The sequence below is a fragment of the Clostridium mucosae genome, from assembly GCF_024622765.1.
GTDB lineage: Bacteria > Bacillota > Clostridia > Clostridiales > Clostridiaceae > Clostridium.
This window is the reverse complement of record NZ_JANKAF010000004.1, coordinates 165,095-187,668: the sequence shown is the minus strand read 5'-3', so window position 1 is coordinate 187,668 and position 22,574 is coordinate 165,095. Positions and strand designations below refer to the sequence as shown.

Genomic DNA, 22,574 nt, shown 5'->3' with positions numbered 1-22,574 from the left:
AAAAAATTATAGATATATAAATTTTTACTCTATTTCAATTCATAAAACTAAGTAAAATTTATATATATACTTTTATGTATTAAAAAACTCTCATTTTAATATTAAAATGAGAGTTTCACATAAACTACATATATAATTTTTAATTAGTAAATTTTTATAAATTCTTCAACTAAAGCACTCGCATTTTTAGCTGCTATAGGTAAAAATTCTTCATATGATAAATCTGCACCACCATCTGCCTTATCTGATATTGATCTAAGTATAACAAACGGTATATTATTTAAATATGCAACTTGAGCCATTGAAGCTCCTTCCATCTCAACAGCTGATACTTCTCCAAAATTTTCTTTTATTCTATCAGCTATAGCTCCACCAGCTACAAATTGATCTCCTGATGCTATCCTTCCTTCTTTTATATGAATACCTGAAACATTTTCTGATGCTTTTTTAGCTATTTCAATCATATCCTTATCAGCTTCAAAAAAAGTAATTCCTAATCTTGATATTTCACCAAGTGGATCTCCAAATACTGTAGTATCAAAATCATGCTGTACAGCATCTGTTGAAATAACTATGTCTCCTTGATTTAACTCTGTATCAAGTGTACCTGCAACTCCTGAATTTACAAGTGCTGTTACATTAAATTTATCTGCTAATATTTGTGTGCATGTGGCCATATTCACTTTTCCAACTCCTGAACGCACTAAAACTATATTTTTACCTTGTAATGTACCTCTATAAAATTCCATACCTGCAACTTCTACGGTTTCTTTTATATCCATTTTACCTTTTAATATCTCAACTTCTTCTTCCATAGCGCCAATTACACCTAATACTTTATCATTTCCACTTTTATTTCCAGCACTACATCCACCTAATACTGATATTGCCATAACCAAAACCATAATCATCAATGTTGATATTTTCTTCATTTCTTCTTCATCCTTTCGTTATATATCGAATATTATCTTTTAAATATTTTATTTAATTCGTATAAATTATATATAACACAATTTCACTACTTATTCAATACTATTTATATTATTTATCTATATCTTTTTTGAATATATTTATAACAATCAAAAGTTTAATCTCCAAAACAAAAGAGGATGCTTCAGACATCCTCTTAATTTTATTTTATAAAATGCTCTTTTCTTATCTTCTTTAAAGCCTTTTTAGATCCTCTTTCAATATCTCTTTCAAGCTTTCTTTCTTTATAACTTACAAATAATTGATTTAAGTCATATCCTTCTGGATAAAGGTCTTCAGCCTTTATTTCTAGATTTAATCTTTTATAATTGACTTCAATAAATTCACCATCACACAAAACTATTATATTGTTTAGTTCATCCATTTCTTTATATACTATTGCTTCTTTATTATTATCTAAAAGTCTAACTTTATCTCCAATTGAATATGAATTATCTCCAATTGAATATGAATTATATTCAATTGTACTCTTTTGAGTTTTCTTTTTAGAAATTTTACTTTCTTTAACTAGGTTATAGTTATATTCTTTTGAGTCTATATATTTTCTTGCTCTTTCAATAATATTATCATCTATACCCATCTTTTTTGAAATATATAAAGCATTACTATCTCCTGATTTTCCTATTGAAAGTTTATACAGTGGTTCAAGTGTATCTTTCTTAAATTCCATTGCTGCGTTTTCAAAATCAGGGTGTTCCTTTGAGAAATTTTTTATTTCCCCATAATGTGTTGATGCAACTGTTATGCACCCTTTATGATAACATTCTTCTAATATAGCAATTGCAAGTGCTGCTCCTTCATTTGGTTCTGTTCCACTGCCTATTTCATCAAATAATAATAAAGTAGATTTATTACTTTCTTTTAAAATTTGTGCTAGATTCTTAACATGAGATGAAAATGTACTTAAGGCATTTTCTACACTTTGATCATCTCCAATATCTACAAATATCTTATTAAATAAAGATATTTCAGTTCCTTCCTTTGCTCCTATATGAAATCCTGATTGAGTTGCTAAAGTTAAGAGTCCTACTGTTTTTAACACAACTGTTTTTCCACCAGCATTGGGTCCAGTAATTATTAAGCTTCTGTAATCTTCTCCAATTTCAAAGTCTAATGGTACTCCATCCTTAATTAAGGGATACTTTCCTTTTAATATCTTTATATATCCATGGTTATTTATTTTAGGCTTAATTCCATTTATTTCACGACTATATTTAGCTTTTGCCCAAATCATGTCATACTCTGATATTACTTCAATATTTATTTTCAAATCTCTCATTCTTTCGTAGATCATTTCAGTAATTGTAGATAAAATCCTATACTCTTCAATACTTTCTTCTATCTTTAATGTTGCAAGTTCTGTTGTGTACTTTGTTATCACATTTGGTTCTATAAATACAGTTGAACCCTTAGTTGAAGTTTCAATTATAGTCCCTTGAACTTGATTTTTAAATGCTGCCTTTATTGGTATAGTATATCTTCCATTCCTTTGACTTATAAAGCTTTCTTGAATATACTCTCTATTAGCACTATTCTTTAAGAACTTTTCAAGTCTTTCCTTTATTTTACCTTCACAAATATCAATATGCCTTCTTATTTTCTTAAGCTCTTTGCTAGCATTTGAATCAACAATACTGCCTTTAATTGAATTATTTATTTCTTCCTCTATATAACTTAAATCTGTAATATTTTCTCCATATGAGCTTAATGTCCTAGCATACCCTTCTTTATCTTTTATAAATAATTTTACTTTTCTGCATCCTCTTAAAAAGTTAGATATCATTACTAATTCATTTGGATCTAATGATGCCCCTTTATCAATCTTTTCAATAAGTGGTACTACATCAAAAATCCCTTCTAATGGTATATGATAAGATGCATCTAATAACCTTCGTCCTTCTGATGTTTCCTCAAGTCTTTGTTCTACTATCTTTATATTATCACTAGGTTCAAGCTTATCAATTAAGGCTTTACCTAAACCACTAACGCAATACCCCTTAATAATTTCCTTTAATTTATAATAATGTAACTTTTCTAGTGTACTTTTATTCATATTAAAAAACCTTCCTTGTATTATTTACAAGTCTACGAACTCTAGATAGATTTTAAATAATATATTTTCTCATACTTCTATAAGTCATATAATTGAATTAACAAATTATTTTATACAAATAAAAAAGCTATGGATACTTCCACAGCTTTAAATTCAACACTAATAAAGGTATATAAAACACCCAAAAAGTATATTCGTGGACTTGTATCTATTATAGTTCTATTAATTCCACAACAAATAAAGGTATACCACCCTATTTTTTAGAATTAATATTCAATTACTATTTTAGATACTAAACACTCACAAAAATACCTCTCTTTATTTTAAAATCTATCTAAATATAATATATGATACAAATTAATTTTGGTCAATACAAAATTAATTATTTGTATTCATTATCCTGAGTTTTTATATAATATCCCACTAAAACTATTGAAGTCATAGCAATTAAACTACAAATAGTTAATCCATTTTCTAATGATGAATTTGATGCAAATCCTATAACTGGGTTAATGGATGCTGATATAATACTTCCTATCATAGAATATATAGATAAAATAGTTGCTCTATTTTTAGAAATTATTGATTTATTTTTTATATCAATAATCATTGGTTCCATTACTGCCATACTAATAGCAATTAATGCTATACATAAAAAACTCAATACTGGACTGTCTACAATTATCAATATAAATGAATTTACTAATATCACTATTATTAAAAATACTATTGATTTCTTTTGTCCAAGTATATTACTTAATTTATAAGACTTTACTGATATTAATTTCATAACTTGAATTGCTACTAATAAAACACCAAAATATTTAATATCCATTCCACTTTTAATATATTGCCCTTGATTTAAAAAGACAGTTATACTTTGAACTACTTCGCTAATTAAAGAAGTTCCAACTATAAATATTATCATTGACTTATTACTAATTACAAACTTGAAATTATCTTTTATACTTTCTTTTTTAACAATTTCAGTTTTTATATCAACTATAAATAAAGACATTAGAAAGGCTACTCCATACGGAATTATAGTATAATAAGCAGCTAAGTCCATTGATATATTAACTATATAAGTTGATATTATTGATCCAATTAAAAAACCTATGGTTGAGAACCATTCATATCTAGCAAATATCTTCTCACTATTTTCTTCATCATTAATTGATAAATATATTAAGCTATAATCACATCCTGATAAACCTGATATTGATATAGATAGTAATACCCTTTCAAATAAAAACATTACAAATGAATTTGCTTTAAAAAATATAATTTTAGATATAAAGAATATAAAATTTGATATTATTAATGTATTTTTATACCCAAATTTATCTGCAAAAATTCCCCAAGGTATTTCTAATACTACTATTAAAACCATAGAAATAGATTCTATTAAGAAAATTTGCGATAATGATAGTCCTCTATTTTCTCTAAGTACTGTAGCTATTGGAGCATAAAATACGAACCCTTGTAAAAATACTATAAGATTCATTAAATATATATTTCTTTTAATATTCAATTTAACTTTCCTCCTAAAAACATAACAAATAACCCTTCATAAAAAGGTTAAAAATGAATTTAGAAATCAAGTTAAATTGGTCTAAACATAAATAGTACCTCCAAATAGTTATAAATATATTATATGGTTTAATTTAAAAAAATAGAAAGTGAATTAACCACTTTCTATTTTAGTATATCTACGGTATTTGCATTTGCTGCCTTTCTTGCTGGAATAAAACTTGATGCAAGTCCTATTATAATTGATATTCCTATTGCTAATAAACTTGTAAATAAACTTGGAGTAATTACTAATTTAAAGTACATAGATATTATGTTTGCAATAATCATTCCAAGTATATACCCTACTAATCCACCAACCATAGTAATTACTATACCTTCAATTAAGAATTCTCTTCTAATATCTTTTTTCCTTGCTCCAAGTGCTCTTTTTATTCCAATTTCTCTTATTCTTTCTGAAACTGATGTATACATCATATTCATAAGCCCTATTCCTGCTATAAATAAAGAAATTCCTGCAACTGATGCAATGAACATGGTTATAGTATTAAGTACTCCCCCAAGTAAATTCACTATCCCACTTGTATCTATTATTTCATATTTTCCCTTAATTATATTTCCCTCGATTGAATTCAAAGTATTTTCTATTTCTTTTATACTGGCTTTTACATCACTATCTTTTTTTAGAGTGATTTTTAATCCTTCTACTTTTTTAATTCCAGCAAAATATTTATCATAAGTTTCCTTTGGAATCTTTACGTCACCTTCCATATTAAATAAATTCAATTCTTCCTCTGCTGGAGCTTTTTTTATGCCTACTATTTCAAAAGATATTCCATTTATAGTTGCTATTCCACCTACTAATTCCTCTACATTATCAAAGTTACTTTTTAATGTTTGTTCTGAAGCAAATATAACTCTATTTTTAAGAAGATTATCATTTGAAGTTAGGTTTCTGCCAAAAGCATCTTCTGCTATATCAAACTCTTCTACAGGCTTAACTAAAGCATTAACTACTTTCCCTCTAATATCCATTTGCATATATTCACCAAAAGAATTACTACTATACTGAAATTCTACTGATTCTACTGAATCTACTCCCTTAACTGCATCTTTATGTTTATTATTAAAAAACTCCATACTTGAAACTTCTTCTGTAAAAGTTTCTGGGCTAAAGCTTGCCATAAGAACTACAGCCCCATCTGTTTCTCCTGTAAATTCCTTAATGGTCTTATTTTTATATCCTTGTCCTAGTGCCACTATTGTAATAACAGATGCAATACCAATAATTATTCCTATCATTGTAAGAATTGATCTTTTCTTATTTCTATTTAAATTTCTTAAGGCGGCAAAAACTAAAACTCTAAATTTCATTATTATCTACCTCCTTAAGTTGTCCATCAAAGATCTTCACTATTCTTTTTGCTTTTTTAGCAACATTTATATCATGAGTGATTAAAATAATAGTTATTCCCTCATTATTCAATTCATTAAATATTCCAATTATTTCTTCTGAAGTTTTACTATCAAGGGCACCTGTAGGCTCATCAGCAATTATTATATCTGGATTGTTTACTAATGATCTAACTATCGATATTCTCTGCTGTTGTCCTCCTGATAATTGTTTTGGATATTTATCAATCTTATCTAGTAATTTTACTTTTTCTAAAAGCTCTTTTACTCTATTTTTAGTTTCTTTAATTCCTCTTCCCATATATAACATAGGAAGCTCTATATTTTCCTTAATGGTTAATCTATCAATTAAATTAAAGTCTTGAAAGACAAAACCTATTTTTTCATTTCTTAAATTACTAAGTAAATCATCATTTAGAGTTTTTACTTCTTTTTCATCAAGAAAATAGCTTCCTTCAAATTCTTTATCTAATAAGCCTAATATTTTTATCATTGTAGATTTACCTGATCCAGAGGGACCCATTATAGCTAGAAATTCACCTTTAGCTACATCTAAATCTACATCTTTTAATGCATGTAGTTTTTCTTCTCCTGAAGAATAATACTTATTTATACCCTTCAGTTTTATCATATTATACTTCCTCCTTACTATCTTCGGAAGGATTTAATAATATCTTATCTCCTACTTTTAAAGTGTCATTTTGAATTATGTAGTTATCATCCTTTAAAGTTGCTGATATTTCTACTTTTTTATTATTTTCGCCTTCAACTAATTTAACATATAGTTTTCCTTCTTCTTCTATAACACAACTTTTAGGGATTACTATTTCTCCTGGATTTACTGTTAACTCTACGCTAAACCCTATTTTTATACTTTCATCAGGTTTAACATAAAACTTATACACCATAGACTTTTGATCTGTTGACATTGATGGAATTTCTTCAATCTTTGTTATCTTACCTGTAACTTTTTTATTATTACTTATAATCTTCATTTCTACTTTATCATCTATCTTAAGTTCCTCTATATCAAATTCTGATGCAATTAAAGAATCCTCAGAAATCACTCTCATATACTCTTTTGTAGGATCTTCATTATTTATATAAACTTTTCCAGTTATTTCTGACTTTACACTTTTTACTACTTTTTCTTTAAGAGCATCCCTTTTTGAAATAACGTCATTTAAATTTGCATTTAACTCTTCTAACACACTAGCATTTTCAACTTGTTCTCCTTGTATATTTACACCTTGATTTAAGTTTTGTTCTGCTTGATTTGTTATTTGTGCAGATGCTTGTACTTCTTTTTTAAGTGCTTCTAACTTACTTATTCTTTCTTTTTCTCTATCAATCTTTGAACTCAATGAACTAATTTGTCTATTTAACTCATCGACTTGCTCTTGAATAGATTCGTTATAATAATTAAAAAGCACTGTATCCTTTTCTACAATTTGTCCATCTTCTACAAATACTTCATTTATTTCTCCATTGGACTTATCTAAAATTATCTTTTGCTCATTACTTATAATACTACTACCCTTAAACTTCAATCCCCCAGCTTCTTCTATTTCAAAATAATCAACTTTATTTTCTTTATTACTATCTACTGTTGATTTATTTTTAACATATAATGCTCCACTTACTGTAGCAATTAAAGCTAATGTAAATATACTAATTCCTATTATAATTTGTTTTTTCTTCATATTATCACCTCTTATATAATTCTCTTAAATAAATAGAGTAAATCTATTTATTAGATTTACTCTATTTGCACATTATTATTTAACAAAATAAATGTCTTTCTTCTTATAAAGAAAGAAAATCATTAATGCTGGGAAAACTAAATTTAATAGTGTTAATAAACTTACTCCAGAAGTTATTGCTGAATAAATAAATGATAATACCTCTATACCTATAAATATAAATGCTCCAATAGGCTTTTTACATAAAATTAATATTACAGCTATAGTTATTATTAATGATATAGCTAATGTTATTACAAAATCTGTTGTAGTTGCTTGTTCTCCAGCACTTACCCCTGCTTCTGCTATCATATTACTTACAAGATCTTTTGCAAAAATATTAACTAAACAACCTATTGTTATAAAAAATTGTCCAAATAAATCGAGTACAGACATTGTAATAATTCCAGCACCCACACTTTTCTTTTCTACATTTTCTTCCATTATCACCCACCCCCTTCCAGAAATATTCATTTTTATAATACTATTTCCATTAAATAAATACAATATTACTTACCTTAAGTTTATCTTAATTTTGATTTAAGCATAATAAAATAGAGATAACTATAATATAAGCTACCCCCATTTTTTTAAAATTATCTTAAATTCACTTCCAAGTCCGTCCTCAGTATTCAAAATAATTTTTCCTTTATGTAATTCTATAATCTTTTTAGTAATAGCTAGTCCAAGTCCGCTTCCTCCACTAGAATCTCTAGACATATCTCCCCTTACAAATTCTTCAAAAACCCTATCTCTTATTTCTTTTTTAATTCCTATTCCATTATCTCTAATTATTATTTCTATATCTTCTTCATTACTATTTAGTCCAACAAATAATGTTGTATGTTTTATATTATATTTTAAAGAGTTAATTATCAAATTACATATAGCTCTTTCTAATTGCTCAGCATCAAAATTATAATAAATCGGCTCTTCTGGAATATCTATTTCTAAGTTAAATTCAGCTTCCTCAATTTCTCCATAATAAAAAGCTACTACTTCTCTTAAAAATTCACAAATATCTTTTTGTTCCATATTTAATTTATAATCTACACTATCTAGTTTAGTAAATATAAAAAGTTCATTAACTAAATAATTTAATCTACATGTTTTGTTATAAATATAATCTAAATAAATACTTTTCTCCTTTGAATCTTGTACAGTTCCATCATTTAAAGCCTTTGAATACCCCATAATAGAAGTTATTGGAGTTTTTATATCATGTGCTATATCTCTTATCATATCCCTTTTACTTTTTTCAAGCTCATCCTTATTTTCATTAGCTAATTTTATTTCTTTTACCATATAATTAAAACTATCTCTTATACTATCAATTTCTTTATATCCTTCAAAGTCTAATCTCACTGATAAATTACCCTTACTCATCTTTTCTATTCCTAAATTTATTTGATTTAAAGGTTCTCTAATCTTCTTTATATATTTATAATAAACACCCCATAAAGCTAGTACCATAAATATAACTGCTATAACTAATGAGTATCTTATAGTTTCAAGAACTCTTCTTCCTAAACTTTTCTCTCTTAATTGTTTCTTTAAAAAGAATTCACTATTAGGAACTTTTACTATGTAGATTTTATCTCCTTGATTATATACTTTTGAATCGAAAAATTTTTCTTCCTTTTTAAATTGATCTTCATAGGAATTTATAACATTTAATAAATTGTAATCATTAATATTATCTTTCTTTTCACCAATTACACTAACAACCTTGTTATTTTCTATAGTTTCTATCCATCCGCCAACTTCTAATACTCCATTAATATTAATGTCTTCATAACTTTGAACGAAAAACTCTTCTTCCATTAGTCTTTGTTCCTCTTTGGTTAATTTCATATTAGAAGCAATTCCCAAAATTGAAATAACAATAAATAAGATTAAAGCTATTATAAAAATTATTATGGTATATATATAATTAATAACAAAAATCCTACTTAAACTTCTACTTCTAAGAAAATTACTTATCTTCAAACCTATAACCTATTCCCCTTATTGTTTTTATATATTTATTTTCTTTATTATCATCCTCAATTTTATCTCTCAAATTACTTATATGTACCATTATTACATTATCATCATATAGATATTCCTCATTCCAAACATTTTCAAATATCCTTTGCTTAGTTAACACTTTATTTTTATTTTCCATAAATAATTCTAGTAATTTAAATTCTTTTAAAGTTAAGGATATTTCTTTTTCACCCTTAGTTACATTAACTTTATCTTTATCTAATATTAAATCTCTACTCTTTATAATGTTGTCCTTATTTTCATCTAAATTCAATAAATAGCATCTTCTTAATTGAGCATTAACCCGAGCTATTAATTCCAATGGATCAAAAGGTTTCGTTATATAGTCATCTGCTCCTATATCTAGCCCTATAACTTTATCATGATTTTCACATTTCGCTGAAATAATTATTATTGGTAAATTACTATTACTTCTAATTTTTCTTATTAAATCATACCCATCTGTATCAGGCATCATTAAATCCATAATTATCAAATTAATTTTTTTTGAATTTAAAATCTTTAATGCTTCATTTGAATCATAAGCTTTAAAAATACAATACCCTTTATTCCTTAAGTAAAGTTCAATTAAATCTACAATTTCTTTTTCATCATCTACTATTAATATATTTATCATTCCAATCTCCCTATAGCTTATAAATTTCAATCTTATTACATTATAATACAAAATTATCCAAACAAAAGTATTATCTTGCAAAATTTGCTTGTAAATTTACTCTTATATTCATATATAAGTAGATATATAAATATTGATAAACTTCATCTTTTAATATCATATATGAGTATTTATACCTATCTTCTCAATTTGCTACAAATATTATTTGTTACTCTAATTTACCTTTTAATTTTACTATAATATAATTATTATAGTAAATATATTACTATGGAGGATAATATGGGTAAAAAGGGTGGGAAAAACAAAAAAATTAACAAAAGACAATATTTTGTAAAAGCTAAGTTTAATGAAAATCTTACTTTATTATTAGGAGTTATATTTTTTAGTGTCATCTTAATTATTATTTCAAAATCTATATTTAGAAGTGGGTTTTTACCTGATAAATATAATGGTCAAATGAAATACTATAATGCTGTTGTTACAGAAATTTTAAGTGAAGATTTGACAAAAGATCCTTATATAGAAGATGTTGAAGTAGGATTTCAAAAGATAGTAGTTAAAATTTCATCAAAGCCTTATTCTGGTAATACATTTGAAATAGAAAATCCAATAAGCAGATTATATAATTTAAAAGTTAAAGAAGGTACTAAAGTAATAGTAGGCGTTATTGAAAAAGATGGTTCTACTCAAATGAATTTATATAGTTATGATCGAAGTAATATGATTTATTTATTAATATCAGTATTTATATTATCAGTTGTTATAATAGGTGGATTTAAGGGGTTAAAATCTCTAGTGGCTTTAATCTTTACCTTGATATGTTGTATTTATTTAATGGTTCCTTTAATGCTTAGAGGTGTTAATCCAATACTCTCAGGAATTCTAATGAGCATATTAAGTATAACTGTAACGCTTATACTAGTATCTGGATTTAATAAAAAGACTTTAACAGCTATTTTAGGCACAGTTTCAGGTGTTATTATTGCAGGATTAATAGCTTATATCTTTGGATCATTAACAAAGCTTTCAGGATTAAATATGAGTGAAGCAGAAAGTTTAGCACATATTGCTGAAGACACAGGATTAAAACTTAAAGGAATAATGTTTACTGGAATATTAGTTGCAACACTCGGAGCTGTAATGGATATTGCAATGTCAATTGCTTCATCAATATTTGAAATTCATAAAGTAAACGATAAAATAAGTTTTAATGAATTATTTAAAAGTGCTATGAACATAGGTAAAGATACTATAGGGACAATGACTAATACATTAATTTTAGCATTTGCTGGTGGCTCATTAAGTATTTTAATATTAGTCTTTTCAGCAAATATGCCTTTTAATAAATTGATAAATTTAGACCTTTTAGGCATTGAAATAATTCAAGGCTTATCTGGAAGTATAGGAATAGTACTAGCAGTTCCAATTACTGCTTTTATAGGATGTTATTTATGTAAAAATGAACTTAAATTTAAAAAGTAAAGGATGTCGCGTAACGCGACTCCCTTTACAAATTTACCTCTTAGCCATATAGGCACCCCTAGAAAATTATTTAATTTCAACTTTATTTTACCACCTATTGTCATTTATATATGTAATCACACAATTATATATATTTAAATTTAAAATTAAATTTTTAAATATACAACTTCTCCCTATAGAAATAATAAATACTATATCAAGTTATATTTTAATAATATTTTTTAATTATCTTGTGGGACACTAATATAGACAACTTAACTTTAGGAGGTAATTTAAATGGATAATAACAAAAATAGAAGAAAAGATCGTCCTAAATCAAATGCTGAACTTAGAAAAATGTATTCAGAATCTGGTGCAGAAATTGGAATTGAAAATGGTAAAAAGAAAGGTGCCCATGCTAATGGCAAAAAATTCACTAAAAGATCAAAGTTATCTCATAATAAATAATATATGCTTTCATTTTAATATTAAAATTACATAATTATAATCTTTATTATAGTTATGATAGTAGATATGTAATTGCTAAATTGAAAGCTGTAGTTAAAAGTTCCTTTTGATAATATTTAAAGATTTTTTACACAAATCTTTAAATATTATCTTTCTTTTTCAAAATAGCCCTGCTTTATATTACAGGGTTATTTTTATTAGTTTTAAGAATTTATTTTAAGTTTTACAAACTTCTTTTTCCCTATTTTTATTACATCTTGCGTTAATAAATTTATATCTAAACCATCTATTTTTTCTCCATTAATTTGAACTCCACCTTGTTCAACAAGCCTAGTAAATTCTTTTTTACTTGACACATATTTCTCACTTACTAAATTTGAAACAATATCCCTAAGCTTATTACTTTCCACGGTTAAATTAGGTATATCATCTGGGATTTCTTTTTTAGTAAAAGCTGTAGTATAAAACTCCATTGCTGATTTCACTTCATCTTCACAATGGTATAATCTTGTTATTATCTGTGCAAGTTCTAATTTAATATCTCTAGGATTTTCACCACTATCTAATCTATCTTTTATTTTATCTATTGTATCTGGGTGTTCATCTGTAGCTAATTCAAAGTATTTTATAATTAAACTATCTGGAACTTCCATCACTTTTTTAAACATTACATTTGCAGGTTCATTTACCCCAATGTAATTTCCTAAACTTTTACTCATTTTCTCAATTCCATCTAAGCCTTCTAAAATAGGCATAAACATTGCAACTTGCTCTTCTTCTCCCATTGTTTTTTGAAGTGTTCTTCCCATTAAAATATTAAATGTTTGGTCTGTACCACCAAGCTCAATATCTGCTTTTAGAGCAATTGAATCATAAGCTTGCATTAAAGGGTAGAAAAATTCGTGAACTCCTATTGGAACATTATTTTTGTATCTATTTTGGAAATCATCTCTTTCTAACATACGCGCTACAGTAGTAGTTGCTGCTAATTTCAAAACATCATTAAAATTCAATTTTGAAAGCCACTCACTATTAAAACGCACTTCAGTCTTACTTTCATCTAAAACTTTAAAAATTTGAGTTTTATAAGTTTCTGCATTTTTTAATACTTCTTCGTCTGTTAATGCCTTTCTGCCTTTTGCCTTTCCTGTTGGATCTCCAATTTTCCCTGTAAAGTCTCCAATAACAATTACTGCATTATGACCTAGATCTTGCATTTGCTTGATTTTACGTAAAACTACAGCATGCCCAAGATGTATATCTGGTGCACTTGGATCAAGACCAAGTTTAATAATTAATGGTTTATTATTTTTTTCAGCTTTTTCTAATTTTTTTCTAAACTCTTCTTCATTAACTATTGTAGCTACTCCTTTTTTTATAATTTTCATTTGCTCATTAATTGTTTGTTTCATCTTTAAACACTCCTCTTATATTATTTAAAATATAAGCAAGTTCTATAAGAATAACTTTACGAAAGGCTATTTGATAAAACTATTTGAACTACTAGTGGACATATATAAGTTTACTTATTCCGTCGCTTCGCTCCAAGTCAACGCAAACTTATATATAAAAACAAAAAACTCCCGCCCTTTATATCAAAAGGACGAGAGATAAATCTTCGTGTTACCACCTTAGGTTCATAGACAACTCACATTGCCTACCTTTTCAAGTACTCCAGAAAATATCTAGGTAATACTCTAGCACTATAACGTGTGCAAGGAATACGTCACAGCCTACTAGGTGTTGCCTAACAATAAAGAATGTAAAATGAAAAATTACTTAAAAATCTCTAATAGAATTTTCGAAATTAAATTTGGGTAATTTAAGACAAATCTCATTTTTAACATCATTGTATTTAAACCAACTCCATTTAGTGTGAAGCTCAAAGATGTATTCATAATTAGCTTATCTTGCACCTCTCATCAACCGGTTACTTTCTGTAAGCCTTACTAACTACTACTTGTTCTTATCACAGCTTTTCATAATCTTATACTCCGAAATATAATCACTTATAAATCTTCGTTATGCTTATTATTAATATGGATTATAAATCTTATTTTTAATATTGTCAATATTCTTATAACTTTTTAATTAATCAATAATTAATTTTAACTTTTATACTTCTATCTTTTTTCTTTATATCTAATGCTTTATTATTTTAGAGAATTTATATAATCAATTGGTCTATATATTACACTTTCATCATTTAAATAAAGTTTACCTTTTTTTACTCCTCCAATTGGATATTGTAACTTATTATATGCATTTATCATTTCACCTTTTCCCTTATATAAAACTACATGCCCTGGTGTAAAGATTAAATCTCCTGGCTGTATATCTTTTTTATCAACTTCATACCCTTGCAATATATCTTCTTGATCAAAAGTTGAATAACCAATTTCAACACCTGTAACTTCTTTATATGCAAAGTAAGTTAATCCTGAACAGTCAAAAGCCTGATTTCCTATGTATGTTTCTCTCTTTAATGGATAATATTCTTCTCCATAATAACCTATAAGTTCATCTAACCTTTCTTCAGTCATAATCTCACCTTTTCCACCCCATACATATTCTAGTCCTATTTTTTCTTCAGCTAATTCTATAACTTTATTTACAATTTCCTTTTCTTCTTTTGTCATATTTATCCCTTCATTTTCATAATTTTCTTTTTTATATAAATTATTAAATGCGATAATTCCAACAACTAATAAAAATATTAACCCTAATATAAAAACTATATTTCTATTTACTCTCATCTTTTTCATCCTCAAAATCCCTTTCAATTAATTTCCTTTATATAGTTAATTTTACATTAGCCCCCTCACTTTTCCTAATTACTTTTTGATTAAGAAATAATTAATTATAAATTAAAATGAGCTGTTAAATTAAGAACAGCTCATTTCACTTCTAAATCTATCATATTTTCATCTATTCCAACATTGATATGGTGCATAATTAAATATAGCTTCAAATCTATAATAATCATCTCCATAATACGCAACTAGAGGTAATATATCAATTGCTCCAGGTCTTATTCTTCTTTTTGGAACTAATAATATTCCTGCATTTAATATATAATAATTTCCAATAGCTCCACATACCTCATTGAACCTTTCATTGTAATTAGCTCCTATATATTTTACATTAACATTCTCATAACATTTTAATGATGATAATAAAAAATATTGAGCTCTACATGGATATACATATATTACTTTGTTTTCAGATTCAATATGCATTTCTAATCTACAATTTGCTTGCAGTGGAGTTTGTTTTATATCTCGTATTATTTCTTCATTTTTCTCTTTAATCTCATATGTTTCTTTATTTACCTCTTCAAGAATACTCCAAAAATCATTTTCATATTTTTCTCTTATTTCTCGTGCTTCTTTATTTATATTTTCAAATAAATCTCCATTTATTTTGTCACTATCTTTATTAAGATCATTACAATCTAATCTTTCCACTATCATATCCTCCTAATATAGAGTTAATTTAATACTATATATTTGAACCATACATATAATAATCTATTAAGAATGTTTTATTTATCAATTTAAAGATAATTTCTATACAAAACAGACATCTTAAATGCCCATTAAGATGTCTGTTTAGCCACTATCTTTTATATCTACAATTTATTTTTTGCAGCACTTACATGGATCAAATGTAAACACTACATCAAATTTAAATTTATTACATCCATCAAATGCTTCAAAAGGTAATACATCTATTTCCCCTGGCCTTAAGCGTTCATTCGGAATAAATAAAATTCCTGAATTTAAGATAAAATAAGTTCCTAGGTCTCCATTAACCTTTTTAAACTTTTGATTAAATCCATGACCAATATATTTAACATTAATTGGACCACAACATTTTGATGAAGATGCTAAAAAATATTGAGCTGTTTTTGGACATACATATATTATTTTATTTTTGGGATTAATATGAATTTCAGATTTGCAATTTGCCTCAAGTGGTGTGTAGGTTTGATTTGAGAATTCTTCAAAACACTCTTCTTCCGCTTCCACTTTATGGTCTTCTTTAAATATTCCCATTTCTTTTTTTAGATCCTCTTCCAACTCTAAATGCATTTTTACAAATTCTCCGTCACCAACTGTATCTAATTCAGATTCATCATAAAAAGTTCTCATTAATTATATCCTCCTACTAATTAAAGAATTATTTTTTTTGCATATATCGCCAATATTCTATTCGATACAATAGTATATTCACATATATGTGAATTGACATGACAAAAAACGCATTTAAAATATTAATTATAAAGAAATAAAAGGCTGTATTAAATTTAGTTTGTAACTTCAATTTAATACAACCTTCTTTAATTTAAAATACAATACCTCACCTAAATGCTTATAAATAAAGGTTATCTAATACAAATTAAATACTTTATTTATAATAAATAACTTCTATCGTTAACCATGAAAATACCCAGTCCTTGCTGACACTACAACATAGGGTACCTCTTCTCCATCTTTATTTATATATGCTTGGTATAAATCATTTTCTAAATGCTCTAATTTTACTACTTTTTCTCCATATATATCAAATAAATCTTGTTTAAATAGCTCTTCCCAATTATTAATAATCGGAGCATTTAAAGTTATATAACTAGCGAACTTTTCTAAATCATCGGCATTACCTCCAGTAGATATATATTGGTCATATAAACTTTCAATATTAACTTCATTTAAAAATGTTTTACTCCATTTTATTTTTTCTGCTTCTGATTTATTTGATTGACCATTAATAATGTAATTTTTAACTTTTTCGCTAATATCATTATTCACTATTTTCTCATCTGAAGTTGAATTTTCTACCTCAGAAGTATTATCTGAAATTTTTTCAGAATCTTTTTCTTCAGAAATATCAGATGAATTTTTATCAGTATTATCATCTTTTAAATCATTATTTAAATTCTTCTCTGATACTTCACTTGATTTATTATCTACTGTTTTATTTGTAATTTCAGAATTATTGGCAGAACATGATATCATAAAAATTGCAGAAAACAATAAACAAATTATTATTTTTTTCATAGTTAATGGACTCCTTTCTTAATTCAATATAAATATTTTACAACTTTATATATATATTTACAATAATCCTTATATAAGTAAATTTTTGTATTTTATCAAGCGAAATACTCTATAAAAAAAATAGCCTCTTGTTAGACATCATAGGTCTATAAATATAACTCTCCGCTTAGTACTATAACAGCTTCACCACTTAATTTTACCCTATCATTTTCTAATACCTTTAATGAAATTTCTCCACCTCTATGCGAAGCTTGATAAGCATTTAATTGTATTTTATTCAATTTATTACTCCAATAATTTGCTAGTAAAGTATGAACTGAGCCTGTAACTGGATCTTCATTTATGCCTGCCCATGGATTAAAATATCTTGAAATAAAATCATATTTTTCGTTTCCTCTACAAGTAACACCTATTCCTTTTACATTACTTTTAAACTTTAATAATTTTAACATTTCAAAATTTGGTTTTAAATTTATTACATCTTCTTTATCTTTTACTTCTATGACAAGTTTTCTTGTTTTTTCACCTATTATAGCTTTTGAGTAACTTCTTATTCCCATAGCATCTAATATATCTTGCGTTAAATTAAAATCTAGTGGATTATCTATTGGAAAATCTAAACTTATCTTTTCATCTTCCTTTTTAGCTGTAAGTAGTCCACTTTTAGTTTCATATTTAATATATTGCTCTTTTATATTAAACTCATCAAATAAAACCTTAGATGTTGCTATAGTTGCATGTCCACATAAATCAACTTCAACCTCTGGAGTAAACCATCTTAAAGAAAACATCTTGCAGTCACTTATCCTAGAGTTTTCTAAAGGCTTAACAAATGCTGTTTCTGATAAGTTCATTTCCTGGGCAATATTTTTCATCACTTCATCACTTATATCCTCTTCTAAAATACAAACTGCTGCTGGATTTCCTTTGAATGACTTGTTGGTAAATGCATCTACTTGATATATTTTAATTTTATTTTCTTCCTTTATAATAATCAGCTCCTTTAAATATCCATTTATTTTTCAAATTTTATAATTAATATCATTTTACTATTTTTACATATTAATTTATATATTAATCTTCTAAAAGTAATTTTTAATTTAAGATTTCTTTAAGGTTAGCTTTATATAATTACCTCATAAGATATCAATTCTATGGGAGGCATTTATATGGCAATAAAATCATTTCAAAGATATGAAAAGAAATTTATATTAAATGAAAATCAATATAACGCACTTATTCCAATTTTATCAAAATACATGAATCCAGATAAATTCTGTAAGTTTGGACAGAACTACAGTATTTACAATATATATTATGATACTGATGATAATCAAATAATTAGACATTCTATTAATAAACCTTACTATAAAGAAAAACTTAGATTAAGAAGTTACAGTATACCTACTAGTAAAGATGATAAAGTTTTTCTTGAATTAAAGAAAAAAATTAATGGAATTGTAAATAAACGTAGAGCTACTTTAACTCTAAATGAAGCTTATAAATTTTTAGAATTAGGGGAAAGACCTGCGACTTCTGATTATTTAAATAATCAAGTTCTCAATGAAATAGAATATCACATAAGTAATCATGATATTCATCCAACTGTATATATAAGCTATATTAGAAAAGCTTTTTTTGCAAAGAATGATAAAGATTTTAGAATAACTTTTGATTCTAATATAATAACTAGACGTGATAACCTCTTCCTTGAAGCTGGTAGTTTTGGTGATAGACTATTAGATAAAAAACACTACCTTATGGAAGTAAAAATATTAGGTGCTATTCCAGTTTGGTTTACTAAAATTCTTTCAGATTTGGAGATATACAATACTCACTTTTCTAAATATGGAAATGAATATATGAGATATTGTTTAAATAAAAACTATGATACAGGGAGGAAAGATGTATGTTAGAAACTATAATTACATCAACGAATGGAGAATCATTCACACTATTTAACGCACTACTTATTATAATATCTTCAATTATTCTTGGCCTAATTATAAGCCTTGCATATATGAAGACACACAAAAAAGAAGGATATTCAACAGGATTTACAATAACTCTTATAATGCTACCTGTTATAATTGCAATTATCATACTTTTACTTGGAAATAATGTTGCTAGAGCATTTAGCTTAGCTGGAGCTTTTTCAATTATTCGTTTTAGAAGTGCACCTGGAGATCCAAAGGATATAACTTATGTATTCTTTACTTTAGCTGTTGGTTTAACTTGTGGTATGGGCTATATAGGCTATGCATTTATATTTACATTAATACTATGTGCTTTAACCTTAATATTAGATGCAACAAAGTTTGCTATGCCAAAAACAAAAACATCTAAGCTTAAAATCACAATTCCTGAAGATTTAAATTACGATGGTATTTTTGATGATATCCTTAATAAATATACAAATTCATGGCATGTTGAAACTATTAAAACTAGAGATTTCGGCTCATTATTTGAAATTCATTATATAATCCATATGAAACTTGACGCTAATCAAAAGAAATTTATAGATGAATTAAGATGCAAAAACGGTAATTTAAACATTTCATTGAACTTTGCTGGTTTTGAAGAAAAAGTTTATAATTAAATTACTATAAAAGCAAAGATAAATAAAGTATGTTTCATAAGTTAAATAGCTGTACAATAAAGTACTAGGATTGATATATACTTATTTCACACATTTTATTTATCTTCCTTTCTCTATATTTTATTACTTATGTTACTAACTACTAAATAATTTTTCATAAGCCCTATTAATTACTTCATCTTCACTTATTCCTTCAATTGTTGATATCTCTACCATCTTATTAGGTGAAAAAATTATATATTGATGTCCACTTTCATTCATATAAACCTTTATGTCATTTGGTAAACTTGTTTCTTTTTCTATATATTCTATATCTATCTTATTTGCAAATCGTATTGTCTTATCAAAGTTATATTTTACTGCCCATTTATATTTACTTTCAAAAATATCATAACTTAAATAATCATTTTCACCTGCACAACTATAAAATAAATATGATGCTATTGGAGACTTTTCTAATCTATAGTACAGTGAATCATCTTTACTAATATCATTAAAATCCTCTAGTCTTAAAGTAGCTACTTTTTCTAGCATTTCATCATCAAGTTTATAATCTCTTGTATCTATATTTCTAAAAATTATATTTGTCATAATAAAAAATATTACTAATGTTAATAATAAATATACACTTGAAATTATAGTCTTTTTATTTTTATAATTCTTATTTTTAACAAATTTAATTATATAATTTAATAAAGTTATTAAAACGATAAAAGCAATACATATCTTAATAACATTCAAATCAGATTTTACACCATAAACCATAAAGGCTGTAAAAGTTGCAATAAATGAAACTTTATAAATAGTTCTCTTAATTAAGGCAATAACTTTAAAATTATAAGATACTTTTTTCCCTTTACTTATTAATAATTTGCTTCTAATATTGAATATTAAAAATGTTATTAATCCTATAATCTCATGTATTGAGAGAGTACTAACAACTAAAAGACTTCCTAAACTTAATGGACTTGCTAAAAAATGCCCATCTAAGCTTCCTATTGTTATAATATATTGTGAGTATAAAAGAAATACTAAAGTTATAAAATTTAAACAAACATATTTTAATGATGCTTTACGAATAGTATTAAACTTTTCAACTTCATCTGTATGAATATCTATTCTCTCTTGATCTATTTCACTACAATATACTTGTATTTTTTCTCTTCCACAAATAAATTTCCATCCAGCTTCTTTACAATACTCTCTGTACTCTAATAAACTTTCACTATCTTTACCATCAAAAAAAGATACACTATCCATTATATCAACTGAATATTTCAAATTTTTAGGCTCACTTCTTTTAAACTTTAAGAATACGCCCATCATATTCTCTAATATCCATCCCTTTAATGCCATTTTTTCTAGATATTCTTCTAAACTTTTATACTCATACGGTAAAAAATTAAATATAACCCACTTCTTATTTCCCAATACCATTATTATATCCTCCTAAAAAAGATTTTCCATCTTCAACTAACAGAATTAAACGATTATACTCATCTTTTAATACTTCTAATCCTTTATCTGTTATTATGTAGCTTCTTTTCCTCCCTACCACTTCAGTTTCTCTAATCATTCCTTCTTTCTCAAATCTACCAAGTAACGCATATAATGTTCCTGGTCCAACATTAACCCTTCCCCTTGATATTTCTTCAACTGATGCCATTATATCTACGCCACATCTTTCTTCTATTAAAGATACTAATATATAATACATTGGTTCAGTTAAATTTTGAAATTGTTCTCTTGGCATCTTTGGTCACCTCCAAACATCGATATTCGATATTCTAAACACGCATATGAAATAAACTTTATTTTTGTAATACAATTATAATATCGAGCATCAATATTGTAAACAGAATTTTTACTTTTAATCCTATAATATATAATATTTATATATTGACTGCTTTATAAGGCTCTGTTTGTATGTAATTTTAAAAATATGCCTTGTTTTAATATTGCTTAAAGAGGCTCGCGTTTCGTTAGCCCCTTTAGGAATTACTAATTTCAATAAGTCTTCTCCATATTATAATTATTTTAATCCTCTATTTTAGAACTATACATAAAAGCAGTGAGTTGCTTCCCCTCACTGCTCAAATATCTTAACTTAACCATTTTATAATTTGCTTTTAACTGTACATTTTAATTATAATTTATAATTTCTACTTTTCCTCATTAACTAATACTTTCTTCAATGATGTAAATAGCATCCATAAAGCTATCATTACAAGTATGTGAGATACTCCTGCAATTCCTGAAATCATTCCATTGATTGAACTCGTTAATTGCAGCTCTAATGCTTGAATAATTCCTCTAATTAACATCATACATGCCATAAGTGGAAGTCCAATATTATATATAACCATGAATTTTTTAAAAGTTTTGTTATATAATAATTCTGTATCTCTACAAAATAGAGCTATAATTAGAAATAGTATTGAACCTAATACTATTAAATGTACGTGTATATATCCCAATGTTGTTTGCCCTGTGAATCCTATAATTTTCGTAAATTCTCTGTAAAAAACTCCACCTATCATTGCTAGTAAAAAATAGATAAATGAAATATTCAATATCTTTTTCATACAAA

General features: G+C 26.1%; 22 protein-coding genes. 4 read left to right on the top strand and 18 right to left on the bottom strand.

Features of this window, described 5'->3' with window-relative positions:
- Positions 1-143: 143 nt before the first annotated feature.
- The 9 genes from NSA50_RS07195 to NSA50_RS07155 form a co-directional block, all read right to left on the bottom strand.
- Complete coding sequence (locus tag NSA50_RS07195) at positions 144-932, bottom strand: 5'-methylthioadenosine/adenosylhomocysteine nucleosidase (RefSeq protein WP_195263493.1); 789 nt, start codon at positions 930-932, stop codon at positions 144-146.
- 200 nt (positions 933-1,132) lie between these two features.
- Positions 1,133-3,043 carry an endonuclease MutS2 gene (locus NSA50_RS07190; protein ID WP_257444089.1) on the bottom strand — a complete coding sequence of 637 codons (1,911 nt, stop codon included), beginning with the start codon at positions 3,041-3,043 and terminating at the stop codon, positions 1,133-1,135.
- A gap of 382 nt (positions 3,044-3,425) precedes the next feature.
- Positions 3,426-4,577, bottom strand: a complete 1,152-nt coding sequence (locus tag NSA50_RS07185; RefSeq protein ID WP_257444087.1) for an MFS transporter — start codon at positions 4,575-4,577, stop codon at positions 3,426-3,428.
- A 164-nt stretch (positions 4,578-4,741) separates the two neighbouring features.
- Complete coding sequence (locus NSA50_RS07180; RefSeq protein ID WP_257444085.1) at positions 4,742-5,950, bottom strand: ABC transporter permease; 1,209 nt, start codon at positions 5,948-5,950, stop codon at positions 4,742-4,744.
- The gene (locus NSA50_RS07175) at positions 5,940-6,620 is read right to left on the bottom strand and encodes an ABC transporter ATP-binding protein (RefSeq protein ID WP_195263490.1); all 681 of its coding nucleotides are present in this window, start codon (positions 6,618-6,620) and stop codon (positions 5,940-5,942) included. The genes NSA50_RS07180 and NSA50_RS07175 overlap by 11 nt, the downstream gene beginning before the upstream one ends.
- Before the next feature lies 1 nt (position 6,621).
- Positions 6,622-7,692, bottom strand: coding sequence for an efflux RND transporter periplasmic adaptor subunit (locus tag NSA50_RS07170; protein ID WP_257444083.1), 1,071 nt, complete (start codon positions 7,690-7,692; stop codon positions 6,622-6,624).
- A 75-nt stretch (positions 7,693-7,767) separates the two neighbouring features.
- Positions 7,768-8,175, bottom strand: a complete 408-nt coding sequence (locus tag NSA50_RS07165; RefSeq protein ID WP_257444081.1) for a hypothetical protein — start codon at positions 8,173-8,175, stop codon at positions 7,768-7,770.
- Between the two features lie 132 nt (positions 8,176-8,307).
- Complete coding sequence (locus tag NSA50_RS07160; protein ID WP_257444079.1) at positions 8,308-9,585, bottom strand: sensor histidine kinase; 1,278 nt, start codon at positions 9,583-9,585, stop codon at positions 8,308-8,310.
- A gap of 121 nt (positions 9,586-9,706) precedes the next feature.
- Positions 9,707-10,396 carry a response regulator transcription factor gene (locus NSA50_RS07155; RefSeq protein WP_195263486.1) on the bottom strand — a complete coding sequence of 230 codons (690 nt, stop codon included), beginning with the start codon at positions 10,394-10,396 and terminating at the stop codon, positions 9,707-9,709.
- Positions 10,397-10,675: 279 nt separating this feature from the next.
- Here NSA50_RS07155 and NSA50_RS07150 point away from each other — a divergent pair, with 279 nt between their 5' ends.
- Together NSA50_RS07150 and NSA50_RS07145 are read left to right on the top strand one after the other, a co-directional pair.
- Positions 10,676-11,878, top strand: coding sequence for a YibE/F family protein (locus tag NSA50_RS07150; RefSeq protein ID WP_257444076.1), 1,203 nt, complete (start codon positions 10,676-10,678; stop codon positions 11,876-11,878).
- Between the two features lie 276 nt (positions 11,879-12,154).
- Positions 12,155-12,325, top strand: coding sequence for a hypothetical protein (locus tag NSA50_RS07145; protein ID WP_195430545.1), 171 nt, complete (start codon positions 12,155-12,157; stop codon positions 12,323-12,325).
- A gap of 203 nt (positions 12,326-12,528) precedes the next feature.
- Here NSA50_RS07145 and tyrS read toward each other — a convergent pair whose 3' ends face one another.
- The 6 genes from tyrS to NSA50_RS07115 form a co-directional block, all read right to left on the bottom strand.
- Positions 12,529-13,737, bottom strand: coding sequence for a tyrosine--tRNA ligase (gene tyrS / locus NSA50_RS07140; RefSeq protein ID WP_257444065.1), 1,209 nt, complete (start codon positions 13,735-13,737; stop codon positions 12,529-12,531).
- Positions 13,738-14,478: 741 nt separating this feature from the next.
- Positions 14,479-15,090: a C40 family peptidase gene (locus NSA50_RS07135; RefSeq protein WP_257444063.1), complete on the bottom strand. Its 612-nt coding sequence runs from the start codon at positions 15,088-15,090 to the stop codon at positions 14,479-14,481.
- A 159-nt stretch (positions 15,091-15,249) separates the two neighbouring features.
- The gene (locus tag NSA50_RS07130; RefSeq protein ID WP_257444061.1) at positions 15,250-15,792 is read right to left on the bottom strand and encodes a hypothetical protein; all 543 of its coding nucleotides are present in this window, start codon (positions 15,790-15,792) and stop codon (positions 15,250-15,252) included.
- A 171-nt stretch (positions 15,793-15,963) separates the two neighbouring features.
- Entirely contained in the window at positions 15,964-16,479 is a 516-nt protein-coding gene (locus NSA50_RS07125) for a hypothetical protein (protein ID WP_195430560.1), read from the bottom strand.
- A 282-nt stretch (positions 16,480-16,761) separates the two neighbouring features.
- A complete protein-coding gene (locus tag NSA50_RS07120; RefSeq protein ID WP_257444058.1) occupies positions 16,762-17,385 on the bottom strand; it encodes a hypothetical protein in 624 nt (207 codons plus the stop codon).
- 146 nt (positions 17,386-17,531) lie between these two features.
- Complete coding sequence (locus NSA50_RS07115; protein ID WP_257444208.1) at positions 17,532-18,350, bottom strand: PhzF family phenazine biosynthesis protein; 819 nt, start codon at positions 18,348-18,350, stop codon at positions 17,532-17,534.
- A 204-nt stretch (positions 18,351-18,554) separates the two neighbouring features.
- On the opposite strand from NSA50_RS07115, the gene NSA50_RS07110 reads away from it, so the two are divergent.
- On the top strand, positions 18,555-19,301 hold the full coding sequence (locus NSA50_RS07110; protein WP_257444056.1) for a polyphosphate polymerase domain-containing protein: 747 nt from the start codon (positions 18,555-18,557) through the stop codon (positions 19,299-19,301).
- Positions 19,295-19,984 carry a DUF4956 domain-containing protein gene (locus tag NSA50_RS07105; protein WP_257444055.1) on the top strand — a complete coding sequence of 230 codons (690 nt, stop codon included), beginning with the start codon at positions 19,295-19,297 and terminating at the stop codon, positions 19,982-19,984. Before NSA50_RS07110 ends, NSA50_RS07105 begins: the two co-directional genes overlap by 7 nt.
- A 135-nt stretch (positions 19,985-20,119) precedes the next feature.
- On the opposite strand, the gene NSA50_RS07100 is transcribed toward NSA50_RS07105, so the two are convergent.
- From NSA50_RS07100 to NSA50_RS07090, 3 genes are all read right to left on the bottom strand, one after another.
- Positions 20,120-21,421: a DUF2812 domain-containing protein gene (locus NSA50_RS07100; protein WP_257444054.1), complete on the bottom strand. Its 1,302-nt coding sequence runs from the start codon at positions 21,419-21,421 to the stop codon at positions 20,120-20,122.
- A complete protein-coding gene (locus NSA50_RS07095; protein ID WP_195263467.1) occupies positions 21,405-21,737 on the bottom strand; it encodes a PadR family transcriptional regulator in 333 nt (110 codons plus the stop codon). Before NSA50_RS07095 ends, NSA50_RS07100 begins: the two co-directional genes overlap by 17 nt.
- A gap of 409 nt (positions 21,738-22,146) precedes the next feature.
- A complete protein-coding gene (locus NSA50_RS07090) occupies positions 22,147-22,569 on the bottom strand; it encodes a DUF2871 domain-containing protein (protein WP_257444053.1) in 423 nt (140 codons plus the stop codon).
- Positions 22,570-22,574 lie beyond the last annotated feature (5 nt).